This window comes from Enterobacter sp. HMSC16D10 (assembly GCF_001807145.1).
Lineage (GTDB): Bacteria > Pseudomonadota > Gammaproteobacteria > Enterobacterales > Enterobacteriaceae > Enterobacter > Enterobacter roggenkampii.
The window spans coordinates 185,548-204,145 of sequence record NZ_KV787905.1; the positions used below are offsets into that span (position 1 = coordinate 185,548).

The 18,598-nt window shown below is 56.4% G+C and carries 21 protein-coding genes; 5 read left to right on the forward strand and 16 right to left on the reverse strand.

The window, feature by feature from the left end:
- Nucleotides 1–6: 6 nt before the first annotated feature.
- Nucleotides 7–651 (reverse strand): glutathione transferase, encoded by a 645-nt coding sequence (gene yfcF / locus HMPREF3143_RS20970; RefSeq protein WP_008502584.1) that lies wholly within the window; start codon nucleotides 649–651, stop codon nucleotides 7–9.
- 140 nt (nucleotides 652–791) lie between these two features.
- Here yfcF and yfcG point away from each other — a divergent pair, with 140 nt between their 5' ends.
- The 4 genes from yfcG to HMPREF3143_RS20990 all read left to right on the forward strand — a co-directional run bounded on the left by yfcG (nucleotide 792) and on the right by HMPREF3143_RS20990 (nucleotide 3,326).
- The gene (gene yfcG, locus HMPREF3143_RS20975; protein WP_032675245.1) at nucleotides 792–1,421 is read left to right on the forward strand and encodes a GSH-dependent disulfide bond oxidoreductase; all 630 of its coding nucleotides are present in this window, start codon (nucleotides 792–794) and stop codon (nucleotides 1,419–1,421) included.
- A 75-nt stretch (nucleotides 1,422–1,496) separates the two neighbouring features.
- Nucleotides 1,497–1,865: a dihydroneopterin triphosphate 2'-epimerase gene (gene folX / locus HMPREF3143_RS20980; protein ID WP_008502586.1), complete on the forward strand. Its 369-nt coding sequence runs from the start codon at nucleotides 1,497–1,499 to the stop codon at nucleotides 1,863–1,865.
- Nucleotides 1,866–1,878: 13 nt separating this feature from the next.
- Nucleotides 1,879–2,772 carry a TIGR01777 family oxidoreductase gene (locus HMPREF3143_RS20985; RefSeq protein ID WP_008502587.1) on the forward strand — a complete coding sequence of 298 codons (894 nt, stop codon included), beginning with the start codon at nucleotides 1,879–1,881 and terminating at the stop codon, nucleotides 2,770–2,772.
- A gap of 44 nt (nucleotides 2,773–2,816) precedes the next feature.
- Nucleotides 2,817–3,326 carry a GNAT family N-acetyltransferase gene (locus HMPREF3143_RS20990; protein WP_070534251.1) on the forward strand — a complete coding sequence of 170 codons (510 nt, stop codon included), beginning with the start codon at nucleotides 2,817–2,819 and terminating at the stop codon, nucleotides 3,324–3,326.
- Nucleotides 3,327–3,424: 98 nt separating this feature from the next.
- On the opposite strand, the gene hisP is transcribed toward HMPREF3143_RS20990, so the two are convergent.
- The 15 genes from hisP to pdxB form a co-directional block, all read right to left on the reverse strand.
- Nucleotides 3,425–4,198: a histidine ABC transporter ATP-binding protein HisP gene (gene hisP / locus HMPREF3143_RS20995; RefSeq protein ID WP_014832781.1), complete on the reverse strand. Its 774-nt coding sequence runs from the start codon at nucleotides 4,196–4,198 to the stop codon at nucleotides 3,425–3,427.
- Between the two features lie 8 nt (nucleotides 4,199–4,206).
- Nucleotides 4,207–4,923 carry an ABC transporter permease gene (locus HMPREF3143_RS21000; RefSeq protein WP_008502590.1) on the reverse strand — a complete coding sequence of 239 codons (717 nt, stop codon included), beginning with the start codon at nucleotides 4,921–4,923 and terminating at the stop codon, nucleotides 4,207–4,209.
- Nucleotides 4,920–5,606 (reverse strand): histidine ABC transporter permease HisQ, encoded by a 687-nt coding sequence (locus HMPREF3143_RS21005; RefSeq protein ID WP_008502591.1) that lies wholly within the window; start codon nucleotides 5,604–5,606, stop codon nucleotides 4,920–4,922. Before HMPREF3143_RS21005 ends, HMPREF3143_RS21000 begins: the two co-directional genes overlap by 4 nt.
- Before the next feature lie 88 nt (nucleotides 5,607–5,694).
- Nucleotides 5,695–6,477 (reverse strand): histidine ABC transporter substrate-binding protein HisJ, encoded by a 783-nt coding sequence (hisJ, locus tag HMPREF3143_RS21010; RefSeq protein ID WP_008502592.1) that lies wholly within the window; start codon nucleotides 6,475–6,477, stop codon nucleotides 5,695–5,697.
- Nucleotides 6,478–6,703: 226 nt separating this feature from the next.
- A complete protein-coding gene (gene argT, locus HMPREF3143_RS21015; protein ID WP_008502593.1) occupies nucleotides 6,704–7,486 on the reverse strand; it encodes a lysine/arginine/ornithine ABC transporter substrate-binding protein ArgT in 783 nt (260 codons plus the stop codon).
- A 291-nt stretch (nucleotides 7,487–7,777) separates the two neighbouring features.
- Entirely contained in the window at nucleotides 7,778–8,347 is a 570-nt protein-coding gene (locus HMPREF3143_RS21020; protein WP_070534252.1) for a UbiX family flavin prenyltransferase, read from the reverse strand.
- Between the two features lie 89 nt (nucleotides 8,348–8,436).
- Nucleotides 8,437–9,954 (reverse strand): amidophosphoribosyltransferase, encoded by a 1,518-nt coding sequence (gene purF, locus HMPREF3143_RS21025; protein WP_021241570.1) that lies wholly within the window; start codon nucleotides 9,952–9,954, stop codon nucleotides 8,437–8,439.
- A 33-nt stretch (nucleotides 9,955–9,987) separates the two neighbouring features.
- The gene (cvpA, locus tag HMPREF3143_RS21030) at nucleotides 9,988–10,476 is read right to left on the reverse strand and encodes a colicin V production protein (RefSeq protein WP_000262116.1); all 489 of its coding nucleotides are present in this window, start codon (nucleotides 10,474–10,476) and stop codon (nucleotides 9,988–9,990) included.
- A gap of 165 nt (nucleotides 10,477–10,641) precedes the next feature.
- Entirely contained in the window at nucleotides 10,642–11,340 is a 699-nt protein-coding gene (gene dedD / locus HMPREF3143_RS21035) for a cell division protein DedD (protein WP_008502596.1), read from the reverse strand.
- Nucleotides 11,330–12,598, reverse strand: coding sequence for a bifunctional tetrahydrofolate synthase/dihydrofolate synthase (folC, locus tag HMPREF3143_RS21040; protein WP_070534253.1), 1,269 nt, complete (start codon nucleotides 12,596–12,598; stop codon nucleotides 11,330–11,332). The genes dedD and folC overlap by 11 nt, the downstream gene beginning before the upstream one ends.
- A 70-nt stretch (nucleotides 12,599–12,668) precedes the next feature.
- Nucleotides 12,669–13,574, reverse strand: a complete 906-nt coding sequence (accD, locus tag HMPREF3143_RS21045) for an acetyl-CoA carboxylase, carboxyltransferase subunit beta (RefSeq protein ID WP_008502598.1) — start codon at nucleotides 13,572–13,574, stop codon at nucleotides 12,669–12,671.
- A 154-nt stretch (nucleotides 13,575–13,728) separates the two neighbouring features.
- Nucleotides 13,729–14,388, reverse strand: coding sequence for a DedA family protein (locus HMPREF3143_RS21050; RefSeq protein ID WP_008502599.1), 660 nt, complete (start codon nucleotides 14,386–14,388; stop codon nucleotides 13,729–13,731).
- A 28-nt stretch (nucleotides 14,389–14,416) separates the two neighbouring features.
- Entirely contained in the window at nucleotides 14,417–15,229 is an 813-nt protein-coding gene (truA, locus tag HMPREF3143_RS21055; protein WP_008502600.1) for a tRNA pseudouridine(38-40) synthase TruA, read from the reverse strand.
- A complete protein-coding gene (locus HMPREF3143_RS21060) occupies nucleotides 15,229–16,242 on the reverse strand; it encodes an aspartate-semialdehyde dehydrogenase (RefSeq protein ID WP_023325776.1) in 1,014 nt (337 codons plus the stop codon). The genes truA and HMPREF3143_RS21060 overlap by 1 nt, the downstream gene beginning before the upstream one ends.
- 67 nt (nucleotides 16,243–16,309) lie before the next feature.
- Nucleotides 16,310–17,446, reverse strand: a complete 1,137-nt coding sequence (pdxB, locus tag HMPREF3143_RS21065; RefSeq protein WP_023294134.1) for a 4-phosphoerythronate dehydrogenase PdxB — start codon at nucleotides 17,444–17,446, stop codon at nucleotides 16,310–16,312.
- A gap of 113 nt (nucleotides 17,447–17,559) precedes the next feature.
- Here pdxB and flk point away from each other — a divergent pair, with 113 nt between their 5' ends.
- On the forward strand, nucleotides 17,560–18,564 hold the full coding sequence (gene flk / locus HMPREF3143_RS21070) for a flagella biosynthesis regulator Flk (protein WP_069598625.1): 1,005 nt from the start codon (nucleotides 17,560–17,562) through the stop codon (nucleotides 18,562–18,564).
- Nucleotides 18,565–18,598: the final 34 nt, after the last annotated feature.

Consider the following 18,598-nt stretch of genomic DNA (forward strand, 5'->3'; position numbering starts at 1 on the left):
GGCTTATCAGCCCGCGCGCTTAGCCGAGAGTGCCACATAGCGCTGTACGGAGGCACGCTGCCACTGGAATGCGGCATAATCCACCAGCAGCTGCGGCACCTCATCACCGTTGAGGATCAGGCGGTTTAGCATCAACGCCAGATCGGCATCCGCAATGCACCACTCGCCGAACAGGTTTGGGTTGCCATGGGCGAGCAGTAAGGAGGCGGTTTCAATCAGCTTCTGCGCGCTTTCCTGGCCTTCTGCGCTGAGAGCGGGCTTTTTCACCCCGGCAAACACGACGTCCGTGGAGCGTTCCACACGAATCGGCACCAGATCGCTGCGCAGCCACGCCTGGATCTGCCGCGCCCGGGCGCGCTTTTGCAGATCGTGAGGATAGATACGCTCCCACTCCGGGGGGGCGAACCGATCTTCCAGGTATTCATCGATCGCCGACGATTCGCTCAGGGCAAATCCGTCAATCTCCAGCACCGGCACGCGACGGGTCAGGTCGTAACCCTGCCACTGCGGCTTGAGATGTTCACCGCCGTCGAGATCAACGGTCTTCAGGGTAAAAGCGAGTCCTTTTTCAGCCAGCGCAACGTAAACGCTCATGACATAGGGAGAAAAGAAGTTCGCATCGGACCACAACGTGATGACGGGCTGGTTCATAACATCCTCATAGGCTGATCGGTTTTTACTCAACATATAATCTCTTTGTCTCGCTGTCACTTGATGAAAACTCACGATTTACAACAACCACCTATACTCATTTGTCATGGCACCACTATTCGCATGGACAGGAGTTGAGAATGATCGACCTTTATTATGCCCCTACCCCAAACGGCCATAAGATCACCCTCTTTCTTGAAGAAGCCGAGCTGGATTACAGGATCATTCGCGTGGATATCAGCAAAGGCGAGCAGTTCAGCCCTCTCTTTCTGGCTATCTCGCCGAATAATAAAATCCCGGCCATCATTGATAACCAGCCGGCGGACGGGGGCAGACCGTTGAGCCTGTTTGAATCCGGTGAAATTTTGCTCTACCTGGCGGAGAAAACCGGCACGCTGCTGAGCGGCGAACTGCGCGAGCGCCACCATACGCTGCAATGGCTTTTCTGGCAGGCAAGCGGGCTGGGCCCCATGCTGGGACAAAATCATCATTTTACCGCTTACGCCCCGCAACCCATTCCTTATGCGATAGAGCGCTATCAGGTTGAGACGCAGCGGCTCTATGACGTTCTGAACCGTCGGCTGGAGAAAACGCCGTGGCTCGGCGGCGATCATTACAGTATTGCCGACATCGCCTGCTGGCCGTGGGTGAATACGCATGAAAAACACCGAATTGACCTGGCCGCTTACCCGGCGGTGAACAACTGGTTTGAGCGCATCCGGACCCGCCCGGCGACCGAGCGAGCGATGCAAAAAATCCAGCAAATTTAACCCGGTATGAGGCTGGGTGCCTGTGAGGCTCTCATGTATTATGGGCAGGAAATACTGACACGGAGAAGACCTGCAATGTCACAGCCAGACGCCATTATTCGTATAAAAAATTTACGCCTGCGTACCTTCATCGGTATCAAAGAGGAAGAGATCGCCAACCGTCAGGATATTGTTATTAATGTGGTGATTCACTACCCCGCAGACAAAGCGCGCGCCAGCGAAGACATCAATGACGCGCTGAACTACCGCACAATCACCAAGAACATTATCCAGTTTGTGGAGAATAACCGTTTCTCTCTGCTGGAAAAATTAACTCAGGATGTGCTCGATATCGCACGCGAACATCACTGGGTCACTTATGCTGAAGTTGAGATCGATAAACTTCACGCCCTGCGTTACGCCGACTCCGTCTCTATGACGTTAAGCTGGAAACGCCAGGCGTAAACCTGGAGGTTGTATGAAGATTTTGCTGACCGGCGGTACTGGCCTGATTGGTCGTCACCTCATTGCGCGTCTGCAGGCCTTGCACCACGACATCACCGTGGTCACGCGCAGCCCGGAGAAAGCGCGTCAGGTGCTGGGGGCAGGTGTTGATATCTGGAAAAATCTGGCCGAGCAGCAAAATCTGGACGGTTTCGACGCCGTTATTAACCTCGCGGGAGAACCCATCGCCGATAAGCGCTGGACGGAAGAGCAAAAACAGCTGTTATGCAGCAGCCGGTGGAACATTACCGAAAAGCTGGTCGAGCTGATCCGCAACAGCCATACGCCGCCTTCCGTGCTGATTTCGGGTTCCGCAGTAGGCTATTACGGCGATCTTGGCGAGGTGGTGGTGACCGAGGAAGAGCCTCCCCATAACGAGTTTACCCATAAGCTCTGCGCCCAGTGGGAGCGTATTGCCTGCGCGGCGCAGAGCGATCGGACCCGCGTTTGCCTGCTGCGGACCGGTGTCGTCCTCGCGCCGAAAGGCGGCATTCTGGCGAAGATGCTTCCCCCTTTCAGGCTAGGACTCGGTGGCCCCATCGGCAATGGCCGTCAGTATATGGCGTGGATCCATATCGACGATATGGTCAACGGGATTCTCTGGCTGCTGGATAACGATCTGCGCGGGCCGTTTAACATGGTTGCGCCGTATCCGGTGCGAAATGAACAGTTTGCCCACGCGCTGGGACATGCCCTGCACCGCCCGGCGATATTGCGCGTTCCTGCGACGGCGATTCGGCTGCTGATGGGTGAAGCGTCTGTTCTGGTTCTGGGTGGACAGAGAGCGCTGCCAAAACGGCTGGAAGCGGCCGGGTTTGCGTTCCGCTGGTATGAATTAGAAGAGGCGCTGGGGGATGTGGTGCGGTGAATATGGTACAGTGACAGGCCATGTTCCGAAGAAATGGCGTAACAATGGCAATCATCACCACACCCCGGCTTTACCTCACCCCTTTCGAACCCTCTGACTGGGCCTTCTTCCGCTCGCTGCGTGAAGATCGCCGAATCATGCGCTATATGGCCGCCATCGCCCCGGAAAAAGAGACCCGACGCGTGTTTGCCGCGCGACTCGCTGCTGCTCATGTGTTTGTCATTCGCGCCCGGGATGATGATGCGCCGCTGGGCGATATCGGCCTGCAGATTAGCGCTGAGAATCGTGAAGAGGCCGACATCGGCTATACGGTTGTGCCTGCCGCGCAGGGGAAAGGTATCGCCAGCGAAGCGCTGCGCGCGGTGTGTGATTACGCCTTTAACCAGACCGGCGTGAAGGCGATTAATGCGTACGTACTGGCGGACAACGGCGGGTCAGTGCGGGTGCTGGAGAAAGCGGGATTTGTGCGCACTCAGGTACTGGAAAAAGCGTATGAGATTGATGGCGTGCGCTATGACGACTGGGTGTACCGGCTGGAGTATAGTGCGGCCTGAATGCCGGGCGGCACTGCGTTTGCCCGGCCTGCGGTTTTGTAGGCCCGGTAAGCGAAGCGCCACCGGGCGATTGGGCTGCACTGCGGTCTGATGCCCTCTTACTTCAGAGAGCCTTTAAGGAACTGCTGCAAACGCGGGCTTTGCGGGTTTGCCAGCACCTCGTCCGGGTGGCCCTGCTCTTCAATTTTCCCCTGATGCAGGAAAATCACGTGGTTCGAGACGTTACGGGCGAAGCCCATCTCGTGCGTCACCACCACCATCGTTTTGCCCTCTTCGGCCAGCTTCTGCATGATGCGCAGCACTTCGCCAACGAGTTCAGGGTCCAGCGCGGAGGTCGGTTCGTCGAACAGCAGTACCTCGGGCTCCATCGCCAGCGCGCGGGCGATAGAGACACGCTGCTGCTGACCGCCGGAGAGATGCACCGGGTATTTCATCTGCTGGCGTTCGTCAATGCCCACTTTCGCCAGGTATTTCACCGCGCGCTCGCGGGCTTCATGCTTGCTCAGGCCCAGCACCTGAACCGGTGCTTCCATCACGTTCTCCAGCACCGTCATGTGGCTCCAGAGGTTAAAGTGCTGGAATACCATCGTCAGGCGCGTACGCAGCAGGCGCAGCTGGTTCTTGTCTGCCACCTTCAGCTGACCGTCTTTGTCACGCACCAGGTTGATATTCTGCCCGCTCACCACAATTGAGCCTTCACTCGGCTTTTCGAGGAAGTTGATGCAGCGCAGGAAGGTACTTTTTCCCGAGCCGGATGAGCCGATGATACTGATCACGTCGCCCGCATTCGCCTGCAGCGACACCCCTTTCAGCACTTCATGTTCGCCGTAGCGTTTGTGCAAATCAATTACGTTTAATTTGTTCTCAGCCATCATCTTTCTCAGTGCGTCGAAGAAGGTTTTATATGCTGCAACCAGCGTTTTTCAGCCTTACGGAACAGGCTAATCAGAACATAAGAGATAATTAAATAGAGCACCGCCGCAATGCCAAACGCGGTAAACGGCTGATAGGTTGCGGAGTTAATATCGCGCGCGATTTTGAGCAGGTCCGGCACCGTCGCGGTAAAGGCGAGCGCAGTCGAGTGCAGCATCAAAATCACTTCGTTACTGTAGGCCGGTAACGCGATACGCAGGGCCGATGGCAGAATGATGCAGCGGTAGAGTTTCACCGACGAGAAGCCGTAGGCCCGGGCTGCTTCAATTTCACCGTAAGGAACAGAACGAATCGCCCCCGCGAAAATCTCCGTGGTGTAGGCGCAGGTGTTAAGCGTCAACGCCAGCACCGTACAGTTCAGACCGCTGCGGAAGAACGCATTCAGCATCTCAGTGCCTTTTACGATCTCAAGCGTATACATTCCCGAGTAGAACACCAGCAGCTGCACGTACAGCGGCGTACCGCGAAAGACGTAGGTGAACAGCCAGATCGGGAACTGGATAAATTTATTGTTCGAGACGCGGCCAATGGCGAGAAACACCGCCAGAATACCGCCCATTACCACGGAGGAGATCAGCAGCCAGAGCGTAATCGCCACGCCGGTAAAGCGGTAGCCATCTGTCCACAGCAGCGATTTCCAGTATTCCTGAATAATCTCAATCACAGGTCAGCCCTCTTCACACCCACGGAGTAGCGACGCTCCAGCAGAAGCAGCACACCATTGGAGACGGTCGTAAAGACCAGATAAATCACGCCACAGACCACCGCAAAATAGAACGGCTCCCAGGTGCTCTTACCCGCCAGCTGAGTCGCTTTCACGACGTCTTCCAGACCGAGCAGCGAGACCAGCGCTGTTGCTTTGAGGATAACCTGCCAGTTGTTCCCGATGCCCGGCAGCGCGTAGCGCATCATGGCCGGGAACATAATCCGACGAAACGTTTGTGATGAGGTAAAACCAAATGCGGTTGCCGCCTCAATGTGACCTTTCGGCACGGCCATGTAAGCACCGCGGAAGGTTTCAGTGAAGTAGGCGCCGTAGATAAAACCGAGGGTAATAATACCGGCCACCATCGGGTCGATATCAATTTGTCCCATGCCCATCGCGTCTGTTATGCCGTTAAGCGCAATCTGCAGACCGTAAAAGATCAGCAGCATCAGCACCAGATCGGGAACGCCGCGAATGAGCGTGGTATAGCCTTCAAAGATTAGCGCCAGCGGTTTGTTAGCTGAAAGCTTCGCCCCTGCGCCTGCCAGACCTATCAGCACCGCCAGCACCACGGAGCTGATAGCCAGCTCAAGGGTGACAAGCGCGCCCTGTAAAATAACGCCAGAAAATCCGTACAGCATACCGCGAGCCCTGTCGTATCGTGAGTGGTGGAACCGTGTCTTTTCCCCTCCCGCCGTGGGAGGGGCCGCACGTTATATGACGGGGCGATTAGCCGCCGTAAACATTAAAATCAAAGTACTTTTTCGCCAGCTTGTCGTAGGTGCCGTCTGCGCGCATTTCAGCGAACGCCTTGTTCAGCGCTTCACGCAGTTCGTTGTCTTCTTTGCGCAGGCCCATACCGGTGCCCACACCAAACAACTTCACATCCTTAATGGACGGGCCGCCAAACTTGTAATCTTTACCTACCGGCGTTTTCAGGAAGCCTTCGCTAGCCGCGACTTCATCCTGGAATGCGGCATCAATACGGCCTGCCGTCAGGTCAGCGTAAATATTTTCCTGGCCCTGATAGGAGACAATTTCAATCCCCTTCGGTGCCCAGTGCTCGTTGCCGTAGGTTTCCTGAGTGGTGCCCTGCAGCACGCCCACGCGTTTGCCCTTCAGCGATTCCAGCGTAGGCTGAATATCAGACGATTTCGCCACCACCAGACGTGAATCGGCCGCGTAGAGTTTGTCGGTGAAGGCAATCTCCTGCTGGCGTTTTTCGGTAATGGAGAGGGAGGACATGATTACGTCGATTTTTTTCGCTTTCAGGGACGGGATCAGCGCATCCAGCGGGTTCTCAACGTAGGTACACTGTGCTTTGATGCGTTTGCACAGCTCATTGGCCAGATCGATGTCAAAACCGACCAGTTCACCCTTTGAATTCTTCGATTCGAACGGCGCATAGGTAGGATCGGTACCAATTCGAATTTTCTGCGGAATAGCTGCGAATGCCGCGGTGGCGCTGGAAAAGGCCAGTACCAGTGATAATGACAACACGAGTTTTTTCATATTTGTCCTCAACAAACTGTCTTCATACGGGATTTTTACGACGACGGGGTGGTGCTAATGTGCCATTAATCCCCTCAGTCAGGCAAAGATTAATGCCTTTCCAGCGGGAATTTTTGCATTATTAATGCGTAAGTATGCACACAGCGATCCAATACAGTGCATAAAATGCACCGTATTGGGTCAACCGTTCCCGTAACGCACCTTTTCGGTGCGTTACCGCCAGGTGTTATTCACCGTATACGTTGAAGTCGAAGTATTTCTTCGCCAGTTTGTCGTAAGTACCGTCTTTACGCAGCTCTGCAAAGGCTTTGTCGAAGGCGGCTTTCAGCTCGGTATCATCCTTACGCAGGCCAATCCCGGTGCCATCGCCAAAGTACTTTTTGTCTTTCACCGACGGGCCTGCAAACGCGTAGTCTTTGCCCGCAGGCTGCTTCAGGAAGCCTTCGCTCGCAGCGACTTCATCCTGGAATGCCGCATCCAGACGGCCTGCCGCCAGGTCAGAGTAAATCAGATCCTGGTTCTGGTAAGCCACCACGTCTACGCCCTTCTCACGCCAGTTAGCATTGGCATAGCCTTCCTGCGTCGAGCCCTGAAGCACGCCGACATGCTTGCCCTTCAGCGAGTCGATGGTGGGCTTAATCGGGGAGCCTTTAGGCGCAATCAGGCGAGAATCCGCGGCGTAGAGCTTGTCAGAGAAGGCAATCTCCTGCTGGCGTTTTTCAGTGATGGAAAGAGAAGAGATAATGGCGTCGATTTTCTTGGCTTTCAGCGACGGGATTAACGCGTCAAAGTCGCTGCCCACCCATGTGCATTTCACCGCAATGCGTTTGCACATTTCATTACCCAGATCGATATCAAACCCCACGAAATCGCCTTTCGCATCCTTGGAAGAGAATGGCGCGTAGGTTGCGTCTGTACCGATACGAACCGTCTGTGGAAGCGCTGCGTAGCTACCTGCTGCCGCACTTAACCCCACCAGCAAAGACAGAGCCAGAACCGTCTTCTTCATACATTTACCCTCAAGTACCGTGATTTTATTATGTATTGTGTTGTGTGTTGTGTTGCAGGCTTCATCTTGCAGGTCTTATGCCACATTGCCGTCTGGTTAAAACTTCGACGTTAAATATGTTAATAAAACGTTGCGATACTGCCTTAATGGTGAAAGATAGCAGGTCTGCCGAACGAACCGGAGAGAGAAAAAGGGAAAAAACAAATTAAATGTCGAGGATATGATCGCCGTTGCATAATTGCCCTGAAACAGGGCAACGTGTCTTTTCATGCACCGGCTATGTGCACAGATTCAGGCACCCTGCCAGCGGGTGAAGAGATCCTCGGGCAGGTCGATGTCGAACTGATCGAGTACGCGGTTAACGGTCTGGTTGATAATGTCGTCCAGCGTTTGCGGACGATGGTAGAACGCGGGCACCGGCGGCATGATCACAGCCCCCAGCTCAGCAGCCTGCGTCATTAAGCGCAGATGGCCCAGGTGCAGCGGCGTTTCCCGCACGCACAGCACCAGAGGACGCCGCTCCTTCAGCACCACATCCGCCGCACGCGTCACAAGGGTGTCGGTATAGCTGTTCACAATGCCGGAGAGCGTTTTGATTGAACAGGGCAGGATCACCATGCCGGCGGTTTTAAACGAGCCTGAGGAGATGCTGGCGGAGATATCACGGGCATCGTGAACGACATCCGCAAGCGCCTGAACATCGCGCAGGGTGAGATCGGTCTCCAGAGAGAGGGTCTGCCGCGCCGCCTGGCTCATCACCAGATGGGTTTCGACGTCCGCCACGTTACGCAGAACCTGTAGCAAACGTACGCCGTAAATCGCACCGCTGGCACCGCTGAGCCCAACTATGAGTCGTTTCATGATTTTCGCCCTTACTGATTTCAGGGCAGACTGTGCAGGATTTTGCGGGGAGTTGCAAGTGAGGGCATACGCCCTCACCTGCCGGAACATCAACCTTCGTTGTGCATCTCTAAGCTTTCGAGATCGTTTTGCAGCTGAACGGCTTTGGCGTCGTCGTTGCGCAGCGAATCAAGATAGTCGAGGTACTGCTGGTCAACGTCTTTGGTCACGTAAATGCCGTTGAACACGGAGCATTCAAACTGCTGAATTTCCGGATTCTCGGCACGCACCGCGTCGATGAGATCGTTCAGGTCCTGGAAAATCAGGCCGTCAGCACCGATGATCTGGCGAATTTCATCCACTTCACGGCCATGAGCGATCAGCTCGTTGGCGGTTGGCATATCAATACCGTACACGTTCGGGAAGCGAATCTCCGGCGCAGCAGAGGCCAGGTAGACTTTCTTCGCACCCGCTTCGCGCGCCATCTCGATAATCTGCTCAGAGGTGGTGCCGCGAACGATGGAGTCATCCACCAGCAGAACGTTCTTATCGCGGAACTCCGCGCGGTTGGCGTTCAGCTTGCGACGCACGGACTTACGGCGCAGGTGCTGGCCCGGCATGATGAAGGTGCGGCCAACGTAGCGGTTCTTCACGAAGCCCTGACGGTATGGCTTGTCCAGAATGCGGGCGATCTCCAGCGCGATATCGCAGGAGGTTTCCGGGATAGGAATCACCACGTCGATGTCCAGATCGTCCCACTCGCGGGCAATCTTCTCGCCGAGCTTCGTGCCCATATTGACGCGCGCGCTGTAGACGGAAATCTTGTCGATGAAGGAGTCCGGACGGGCAAAGTAAACGTATTCAAACAGGCACGGGTTGCTGACCGGGTTGTCGGCACACTGGCGGGTAAACAGCTGGCCCTTCTCGGTGATATACACCGCTTCGCCCGGCGCAACGTCGCGCAGGAATTCGAAGCCCAGGGTATCCAGCGCCACGCTCTCCGAGGCAACCATATATTCGGTACGGCCATCGCCGAGGTCGCGCTTGCCGAGCACCAGCGGACGAATGCCGTTTGGATCGCGGAAGGCCACCATGCCGTGACCGATGATCATCGCCACGCAGGCGTACGCGCCGCGGATCTGACGGTTGGTCGCGGCAATCGCGGCAAAAATGTTGTCCGCTTCCAGCGGATAGTGGCGGAAGTTATCCAGCTCACTGGCGAACACGTTGAGCAGGATTTCAGAATCAGAGGTGGTGTTAATGTGGCGACGTTTCTCTTCGAACAGCTTTTTACGCAGCTCATGCGCGTTGGTCAGGTTGCCGTTATGGGCAAGGGTGATGCCATACGGTGAGTTGACGTAGAAAGGCTGTGCCTCAGAGGCGCTGGAACTGCCAGCGGTAGGATAACGAACGTGACCGATCCCCATATTACCTTGCAGACGCTGCATATGGCGGGCTTCAAACACATCGTTTACCAGGCCATTCGCCTTGCGTAAACGGAAGCAGTTGTTTGCATCAATGGTGATGATACCCGCAGCATCCTGCCCACGGTGCTGAAGCACCGTTAACGCGTCATAAATCGACTGGTTTACCGGCATGAAACCGGCGATACCGACAATACCGCACATTCGTCTTTTCCTCGTTAAGCCACATCTCAGGGTTTATGCCCTGGGCAAAAAACTCGACGAGCTTTGCAGATAGTCAAAGAACCATCTGATGATGAAGCTGAACTCTGGAATGAGCTGCGATTTCTGCCAGTCTTCACTTTTGGAGAACCCGGTAAAGGTATCCAGGAAGAACAGGATCGCGGCCACAATCAGCACGCCTCGCAACGCCCCGAAACAGATCCCGAGTACCCTGTCCGTTCCTGACAGACCGGTTTTCTCGACCAGCTGACCTATCACGTAATTGACGATAGCGCCAACAATCAGCGTCGCGATAAACAGCACCGCGATGGCGATTCCATTTCGGACCAGTTCATCTTCAAAGCCCGTGAACCAGACAGACAGGTAAGTGTAGTAATGACTGGCGACAAAGAAAGCACAACCCCAGGTCACCAGCGATAACGCTTCACGAACAAAGCCACGGATCAGGCTAACCAGACAGGAAAAACCAATCACCGCAATGATGGCGTAATCAATCCAGACCATATGTGTCCCACGATTAAACGCCCTGTCATCCAGTTCGGGGCGAATTCTAACAGAAAAAGAAAACGTTTGCGTAGGGATTTCCTTCCCGCGCGTAAATAAAAAAGGCGCTGAAAAAATGTTCAACGCCGTGGCTTATCGCCTCTCTCTTACAGGAGCAGGTCGTACTTAGTTCGCGCTGTAGCCCATTACTACACCGCTCAGGCCGGAGATCTGCTTCAGCTCACCCAGCGACCCTTTCAGTTTGTCTTTAGACGCTTCTGGCCCCACGAGGATACGGGTAATTTTACCCTGCACCGGCGTGGAAGGTGAAGTGTAAACACGATATCCCGCACTGCGCAGTTTACCCACCACCTCATTCACCTTGTCCGCATTTTTCAGCGCACCGAGCTGCACCACGTAGGCTTTGCCCGTTGGGGCAGCAGCGTCCTGCTGCGTCGGTTTTGCTGGCGGAGGCGTCTCTGACGCTGCGGCGAGCTGTTCTGCCGCTTTATCACGCTGCGGTTTCGGCTGCGGCTTCTCAACCGGCTTCGGTTTTTCAACCGGTTTAGGCTGCTCGACCGGCACAGGATCGATATCGCTGTTGCTCGTGGCCGCCAGGCGAGACGGATCGAGCGACGGTGCGGCGGCATCGCCCGCGCGCACCTCTTCCGCCGCCCCTTCCGGAGGCTGAGCAGGCAATGCCTGCGTCGCCGCGGGCAGCATATCCGGCTCATCGCGGTCGCCCGGTTTCGGCACCAGCGGAATCGCGGCAAACTCATCCTGATAATGCTTTTTCTGCCCGTCGAGCAGCCCGGGAAGAATAATCACCCCGAGCGCGACCAGCACAATGGTTCCTGTTAAACGGTTCTGAAACTTACTCGCCACCGGTTCTCCCCGCGTCCATCACTTCCATGACATGTGCCACCGTGTGGAATGAACCACACACCAGCACGGTATCTTCTGGTTTAGCCTCCGCCATCGCGGCATGCCAGGCCTGCGCCACGCTACTGTAGATTGCGCCTTTGCCGAGATGTTCCATCAGCTGCTCAGCCGTCGCGCCGCGTGGCCCCTCCAGAGGAGCACAATACCAGCTATCGACCACACTCTCCATGCAGGCCAGCGTCCCGCCGATATCTTTATCATGAAGCATACCGATAACCGCCAGCACGCGCCCGGTTTTTGGTAACGATTTGAGACGTCCCGCGAGATACGCCGCCGCGTGGGGGTTGTGCGCCACGTCCAGAATCAGGCGCGGTGACTCGCTCACAATCTGGAAACGTCCTGGCAGAATCGCGTTTTGTATACCCTCGCGGATCGCCTGTTCGCTGACCACGAGGCCGCTGGCGCGCAGTGCCGCCAGCGCGGTTGCCGCATTTGGCTGCGGGACCTGCGGCAGCGGCAGGTTATCCAGCGCCCCCTGCGCGTCGCTAAAGCGCCAGCCGTTGTCCTGAACCTCATACTGCCAGTCAACGCCGCGGCGCAGCAGCTGTGCGCCCTTTTCGTTCGCCACGTCAGCAATGGTGTGCGGCATGTCCGGCTCGCCCACCACGGCAGGTTTATTTGCCCGGAAAATACCGGCCTTCTCGCGGCCAATGCTTTCACGATCGGGCCCCAGCCAGTCGATATGATCCAGCGCGATGCTGGTCACTACCGCCACGTCTGCATCGACGATATTGGTCGCATCAAGACGTCCGCCAAGGCCAACCTCAAGGATCACCACGTCCAGCTGGGCCTGTTTGAACAGCCACAGGGCCGACAGAGTGCCGTATTCAAAATAGGTTAATGAGGTCTCTCCGCGCGCGGCTTCAATTTCCGCGAACGATGCCGTATGCACGGACTCCGGCAGCTCGCTGTTCTGCACTCGAACCCGCTCGGTGTAGCGTACCAGATGTGGCGAGCTGTACACGCCGACCCTGTAGCCCGCCGCCATCAGGACGGATTCCAGCGTGCGGCAGGTGGTACCTTTGCCGTTGGTGCCTGCGACGGTGAACACGAAAGGCGCCGGTTTCAGCACATCAAGACGCGCGGCAACCTGGCTTACGCGCTCAAGCCCCATATCGATGGTTTTACTGTGCAGGTTTTCCAGATAAGAAAGCCACGCGGCCAGGGGCGACGTGGCTTGGGGAATGCTTTTATTTTCCATAATGCCCGGTTGTCATTAACAGATTAGAAAGCAAAAGGGCAGCGCCAACCGGCCCTGCCCTTTTCAGTTATCAGGCCTCGGGTTCCTGATCCGGTACCACCACGCCTTCACGCGGCTCATCCGGGTTCGGCGCTGGCAGATTCATCAGCTTCGCCAGGATGCGCGCCAGTTTCAGGCGCATTTCCGGACGGCGGACGATCATGTCGATGGCGCCTTTCTCAATGAGGAACTCACTGCGCTGGAATCCCGGCGGCAGTTTTTCACGAACGGTCTGCTCGATAACGCGAGGACCCGCAAAGCCGATCAGCGCTTTTGGCTCAGCGACGTTCAGGTCGCCCAGCATCGCGAAGCTCGCGGAGACGCCGCCCATGGTTGGGTCGGTCAGCACGGAGATGTACGGCAGACCGCGCTCCTGCATCTTCGCCAGCGCTGCAGAGGTTTTAGCCATCTGCATCAGGGACATCAGCGCTTCCTGCATACGTGCTCCGCCGGAGGCAGAGAAGCAGATCAGCGGACAGTTGTCTTCCAGCGCCTGCTCAACGGCACGCACGAAGCGCGCACCGACCACGGAGCCCATTGAGCCGCCCATAAAGGAGAACTCAAACGCAGCGGCAACAACCGGCATCCCATGCAGGGTGCCTTTCATGACGACCAGCGCGTCTTTCTCGCCGGTCTCTTTCTGTGCGGAGGCCAGACGATCTTTATATTTTTTGGAGTCGCGGAACTTCAGCACGTCTTTTGGCTCAAGCTCGCTGCCCAGTTCTACCAGAGAACCTTCGTCCAGCAGGCTATGCAGGCGGTTGCGCGCCGACATACGCATATGGTGGTCACACTTCGGACACACCTCAAGGTTGCGCTCCAGCTCTGCGCGATACAGAACCTGGCCGCAGCTATCACACTTCGTCCATACCCCTTCAGGAATGCTCGCTTTACGCGTTGGGGTAATGTTGCTTTTAATTCGTTCAATCCAGCTCATTGATAACCTTTCTGCCTGAACCTGGTCGTATGCCAGTTTTGCTATAAGAGGCGAATAATGCCATTTTTGCCTCCAACAGACCATGAATGTTGCACATTAAAACATAACAGCCCGAAACTTTGGATAAAAAAGTGGTCGAACCGCCAGTGTGCATTTACTTCGCTTGCTTTGCCGCCGCACGTTTATGACGAATGATTTCGATAACGCCCGGCAGTACGGAAAGCACAATAATCGCTACAATCAGTAACTTAAGATTTTCCTGAACCACTGGGAGATCGCCAAACAGGTAACCCGCATAGGTAAACAGCAGTACCCACAGCAGCGCCCCCACGACGTTATACATGGCAAAATGACGATAGGACATATGTCCCATTCCCGCCACAAACGGTGCAAATGTGCGCACAATAGGCACAAAGCGCGCAAGGATAATGGTTTTTCCGCCATGGCGTTCATAAAACGCATGAGTTTTATCTAAATAGCTGCGGCGGAAAATTTTTGAATCCGGATTGCTGAAAAGCCGTTCACCGAATACGCGTCCAATCGTGTAGTTGACCGCATCACCGACGATGGCGGCAATCACCATCAGCACCACCATAAGATGCACATTCAGATCGTTGGTGGGCAGCGCCGATAACGCCCCGGCGACAAACAGCAGTGAATCGCCCGGCAGGAACGGCGTGACAACCAGCCCGGTTTCACAGAACAGAATGAGGAACAGAATGGCGTAAACCCAGACGCCATACTGCGCGACCAGCTCTGCCAGGTGAACATCAATATGCAGGATGAAATCAATCAAAAAACGAATTACGTCCATATTGTCTAAGCCTTAATTGCACCTTTGTTTAGTCCGCTAAAAACAGCGGCCCCATTGGCGGTTTCGGCAGGTCAAACCGATCCGGATAGTCTACCGAGACCAGATACAGCCCTTCCGCTTTCGCCGTGGCTGCCGCAAGCGTTCTGTCCTTCGCTGCCAGCAGGTCTGCAATCCAGCTCTCCGGCTGGTGTCCGGCACCCACTTCCATCAGGCTGCCCACAATATTCCGCACCATATGATGTACAAAGGCATTGGCTTTGATATCCACCACCACATACGCGCCAAAACGGCTGACGTTAATGTGCATGACATTACGCCACGGCGTGCGGGACTGACACTGCACCGCACGAAACGAGGTAAAGTCATTTTCACCAATCAGACACTGCGCCGCGCGATGCATGCGTTCCGCATCGAGCGGTTCATAAAAATGCGTCACGCCCTGGCTTAACACCGCGGGACGCAGACGCTGGTTGTAGATGACATAACGGTAACGACGCGCGGTGGCGCTGAAACGCGCATGAAAATCATCCGGCACAGCTTTCACCCAGCGCACCGCAATGTCACCAGGCAAATTCGCATTTACACCCAGCGTCCAGGCGGCATCCTTACGCACGGCGGTGGTCTCAAAGTGCACCACCTGCCCCGTGCCGTGAACGCCCGCGTCCGTACGGCCTGCGCACAGGACGTTAATCGGCTCGTTTGCCACCTGAGAGAGCGCTTTCTCCAGTTTCTCCTGGACGCTGCGCACCTCATTCTGACGCTGCCAGCCATAATATTTACTGCCATCGTACTCAATACCGAGGGCAATTTTATGAACCGGCTTTTGTTCCACGTCTGACATCAGTACAGGTACTCCTGCACCAGTTTTTCAGCGATCTTGACCGCCATCAGCGCGCCGCCGAAACGAACGTTGTCGGCAACGGACCAGAACTGAACCTGCTCCGGCATACCGTAGTCGTTACGCACGCAGCCAACGGAAAGATGCGCGCTACCGGTGGCGTCGCCTACCTGCGTCGGGAACTCGCTCTCTTCAGAGAGGACGATGTCTTCCCCGCGGCCAAACGCATCGCGCGCCTCTTCTGCCGCCAGGGGACGCAGCGCTTCAAAGCCGACCATCTGCGCGTGACCGTAGAAGACCGGGGACTGCACGACGCTTGCGGAGATCATCAGGCCATCGTCCTGCAGAATTTTACGCACCTCATCAACGATACGACGCTCTTCGCGCACGGAACCCTCGCGGTCCGGCAGCAGCGGCAGCATATTGAACGCCAGCTGGCGGCCAAAGAAATCATCTTCGTCAATCGGGATACCGTTCAGCAGCTTCGCGCTCTGCCCGGCCAGCGCGTCAACGGCCTTTTTGCCGTTTGCGGACGCGGACAGCAGGCTGGTCACGGTAATGCGCGACAGGCCGCCATCGTCGATCAGCGGTTTCAGGGCGGTCAGCAGCTGGCTGGTCAGGCTGTTCGGTACTGCAATGACGTTACGGTTGCGGTAGTCAGCCAGTACAAACGGGTTCACGTCCGGCACCACCAGCGGCACATCCGGCTCCATGGAGAACAGGCCGCTCAGGTCAATCACCAGGCAGCCTGCGTTGGTCGCCTCTTCAACGTACGCCGCAGTGGCTTCAGCGCCCGCGGCGAAAAACGCCAGCTGCGCCTGCGTCCAGTCGAACGCCGCCGCATCCTGAACCATGACGGATTTATTGTTAAAACGCAGATGCTCACCCGCGCTATCCGTTCGCGCCAGCGCATAGATATCGCCCACCGGGAACTGACGCTCAGCAAGCGTTTCGAGCAGGGCTTCGCCCACGGCACCCGTGGCACCTAAAATGGCAATGTTCCAGCCTTCAGACATGGTGGTTTACTCCAGAAATAAAAAAGCGTCCCTGTCGGAGTATCCGACAGGGAGCATTAAGAAGACATTAATGCGCCGGGTGATGAACGGCGTTAAACCCCAGCTTGTGCAGCAGCGTCGCCGCCGACGCGTCGTCGCACATCACATAGAGGGAAGACCACTCGCGGCGCTCAACGTAGTTCTTGCGCAGCTTATCAAACTCACCCGGGATCCCCGCCACTTTACGCAGCAGCGCATCATCGCGGCGCACATCATACACCAAATGCACCAGCCTTTTCAGCGTTGCCTGATCGAGCGGGCCGTGAAGGGTAATGCGGCCAAATTCAGGCGCGGGGAGTAAGGTATCCAGCGCCACCTGCTGCGGATGGCCGATAAAGGCGCTGTAGGCTTCGAAGACCTGCGTCGTACCGCGGGCTTTCCCTTCGAGGGTATAACCAGCGATATGCGCCGTGCCCACATCAACCTTATTTAGCAGCTCAACGTTGAGGTCCGGCTCAGGCTCCCAGACGTCCAGCACCACGCTGAGGTCTTGTCCTTCGTTCAGACACGTCAGCAGCGCGGCGTTATCGACTACCGGACCACGGCAGGCATTTATCAGAATAGTGCCAGCCTTCAGACGGCGAATTAACGCCTCATCGGCCAGATGCAGAGACTTATACGGCCCCTCTTTAAACAGCGGCGTGTGGAACGTCAGCACGTCGCACTGTTCAACCAGCTCGTCCAGCGAACGGAAATCCCCGTCGTCGCCGTTGTCTTTGCGCGGCGGATCGCACAGCAACGTGCGAATCCCTAACGCTTCCAGGCGCTTTTGCAGGCGTCCGCCGACGTTACCCACGCCGACAATCCCCACGGTGCGGTCTTTCAGCGCAAACCCGTCGCGCTCGGCCAGCATCAGCAGCGAGGAGAAAACATATTCCACGACGGCAATCGCGTTACAGCCCGGCGCGGCGGAGAAACCGATTCCGGCCTGCTTCAGCCATTTATCATCCACATGATCGGTCCCTGCCGTTGCGGTCCCAACGAACTTAATCGCCTTACCGGCGAGCAACGCCTCATTTACTTTGGTCACCGAGCGCACCATCAGGGCGTCGGCATCGTCCAGTTCGTTGACCGGGATCGGGCGACCAGGAACAGCCTTAACGTTACCCAGGCGGCTAAACAGCTCACGGGCGTAAGGCATATTTTCATCAACGAGGATTTTCACGTCTGAGTACCTGTTTGAGAGGAAGAAAACCTGCCAAGTGTGCCATAATCTGGCCGCCAGGCATATACGTCTGCCAGGTTTACGCTGAGTTTTGACTTTAAGGATTTTTGACGATGCAGCCCATTTCAGGTACGCCGCCACGCCCTCCGGGTGAAGGCCCCGTCACGCCAAACGTTGCCGGTGAACAACCGCTATCCACGCAACAGCGCACCGTGCTGGAGCGACTGATCACGCGCCTGATTGCGCTGACTTCACAGCAAAACGCGGAAGTCTGGGCCGGGGTGAAGCATGATTTAGGCGTGAGGAACGACGCACCGCTGCAGTCGCGCCATTTCCCCGCTGCCGAGCAAAATCTGAACCAGCGTATTACGACCGCGCAGCAGAACCACACCACGCGCCAGATTGTTTCTCAGCTGACGGAGCTGCTGGGCCAGGGAAATAACCGCCAGGCGGTGAGTGATTTTATTCGCCAGCAGTATGGTCAGACCGCGCTGGGCCAACTGACGCCCGACCAGCTCAAAACCGTGCTGACGCTGCTGCAGAACAATGAGCTGTCGATTCCGCAGCCGCAGGTGCGCCCGGCGACCGAGCGCCCGCTACTGCCCGCCGAGCACAATACGCTCAAGCAGATGGTGACGAAGCTGGCCGCGGCCACCGGCGAACCGACGAAGCTTATCTGGCAATCCATGCTGGAGCTGTCGGGCGTGAAGGCAGGCGAGCTGATCCCGGCCAAACAGTTTACCCATCTGGTGACCTGGCTCCAGGCACGCCAGACGCTCAGCACCCAGAGCGCCCCTACCCTGCATACTGTGCAGGCCGCGCTGAAACAGCCGCTTGAGCCGCACGAGTTCGAGGTGATTCGGGATTATGCCCAGCAGAACTGGCAGGCCACGCCGCAAACGGTACTGACTACCGCGCAGGTGCAGGATCTGCTCAACCAGATCTTTGTTCGCCGCGCCGAGCGCGAAGGCGGCGTACCGGAGGTGAGAAATATTCAGCCGATCTACAGCCCGCTGTTTGCGCCGGTCGTGGAGACCTTCAGAACACTTTCTGCGCGTCCGGGATTGATGTTTTTTGCATTACTGATTGCGCTGGCGATTTTCTGGCTGGTTGCCTGATATTTTGCCCGGTGGCGCTGCGCTTACCGGGCCT

Excerpts from the sequence above, each read along its gene's own strand:
- hisP (WP_014832781.1), bottom strand. The coding sequence starts at position 4,198 with ATGGCTGAGAACAAATTAAACGTAATTGATTTGCACAAACGCTACGGC.
- HMPREF3143_RS20990 (WP_070534251.1), top strand. The coding sequence starts at position 2,817 with ATGGCAATCATCACCACACCCCGGCTTTACCTCACCCCTTTCGAACCC.
- HMPREF3143_RS21020 (WP_070534252.1), bottom strand. The coding sequence starts at position 8,347 with ATGAAACGACTCATAGTTGGGCTCAGCGGTGCCAGCGGTGCGATTTAC.
- yfcG (WP_032675245.1), top strand. The coding sequence starts at position 792 with ATGATCGACCTTTATTATGCCCCTACCCCAAACGGCCATAAGATCACC.
- hisJ (WP_008502592.1), bottom strand. The coding sequence starts at position 6,477 with ATGAAAAAACTCGTGTTGTCATTATCACTGGTACTGGCCTTTTCCAGC.
- cvpA (WP_000262116.1), bottom strand. The coding sequence starts at position 10,476 with ATGGTCTGGATTGATTACGCCATCATTGCGGTGATTGGTTTTTCCTGT.
- HMPREF3143_RS21005 (WP_008502591.1), bottom strand. The coding sequence starts at position 5,606 with ATGCTGTACGGATTTTCTGGCGTTATTTTACAGGGCGCGCTTGTCACC.
- HMPREF3143_RS21060 (WP_023325776.1), bottom strand. The coding sequence starts at position 16,242 with ATGTCTGAAGGCTGGAACATTGCCATTTTAGGTGCCACGGGTGCCGTG.
- argT (WP_008502593.1), bottom strand. The coding sequence starts at position 7,486 with ATGAAGAAGACGGTTCTGGCTCTGTCTTTGCTGGTGGGGTTAAGTGCG.
- accD (WP_008502598.1), bottom strand. The coding sequence starts at position 13,574 with ATGAGCTGGATTGAACGAATTAAAAGCAACATTACCCCAACGCGTAAA.
- truA (WP_008502600.1), bottom strand. The coding sequence starts at position 15,229 with ATGTCAGACGTGGAACAAAAGCCGGTTCATAAAATTGCCCTCGGTATT.
- folX (WP_008502586.1), top strand. The coding sequence starts at position 1,497 with ATGTCACAGCCAGACGCCATTATTCGTATAAAAAATTTACGCCTGCGT.
- yfcF (WP_008502584.1), bottom strand. The coding sequence starts at position 651 with ATGAACCAGCCCGTCATCACGTTGTGGTCCGATGCGAACTTCTTTTCT.
- HMPREF3143_RS20985 (WP_008502587.1), top strand. The coding sequence starts at position 1,879 with ATGAAGATTTTGCTGACCGGCGGTACTGGCCTGATTGGTCGTCACCTC.
- flk (WP_069598625.1), top strand. The coding sequence starts at position 17,560 with ATGCAGCCCATTTCAGGTACGCCGCCACGCCCTCCGGGTGAAGGCCCC.
- folC (WP_070534253.1), bottom strand. The coding sequence starts at position 12,598 with ATGGAAAATAAAAGCATTCCCCAAGCCACGTCGCCCCTGGCCGCGTGG.
- purF (WP_021241570.1), bottom strand. The coding sequence starts at position 9,954 with ATGTGCGGTATTGTCGGTATCGCCGGTTTCATGCCGGTAAACCAGTCG.
- HMPREF3143_RS21050 (WP_008502599.1), bottom strand. The coding sequence starts at position 14,388 with ATGGACGTAATTCGTTTTTTGATTGATTTCATCCTGCATATTGATGTT.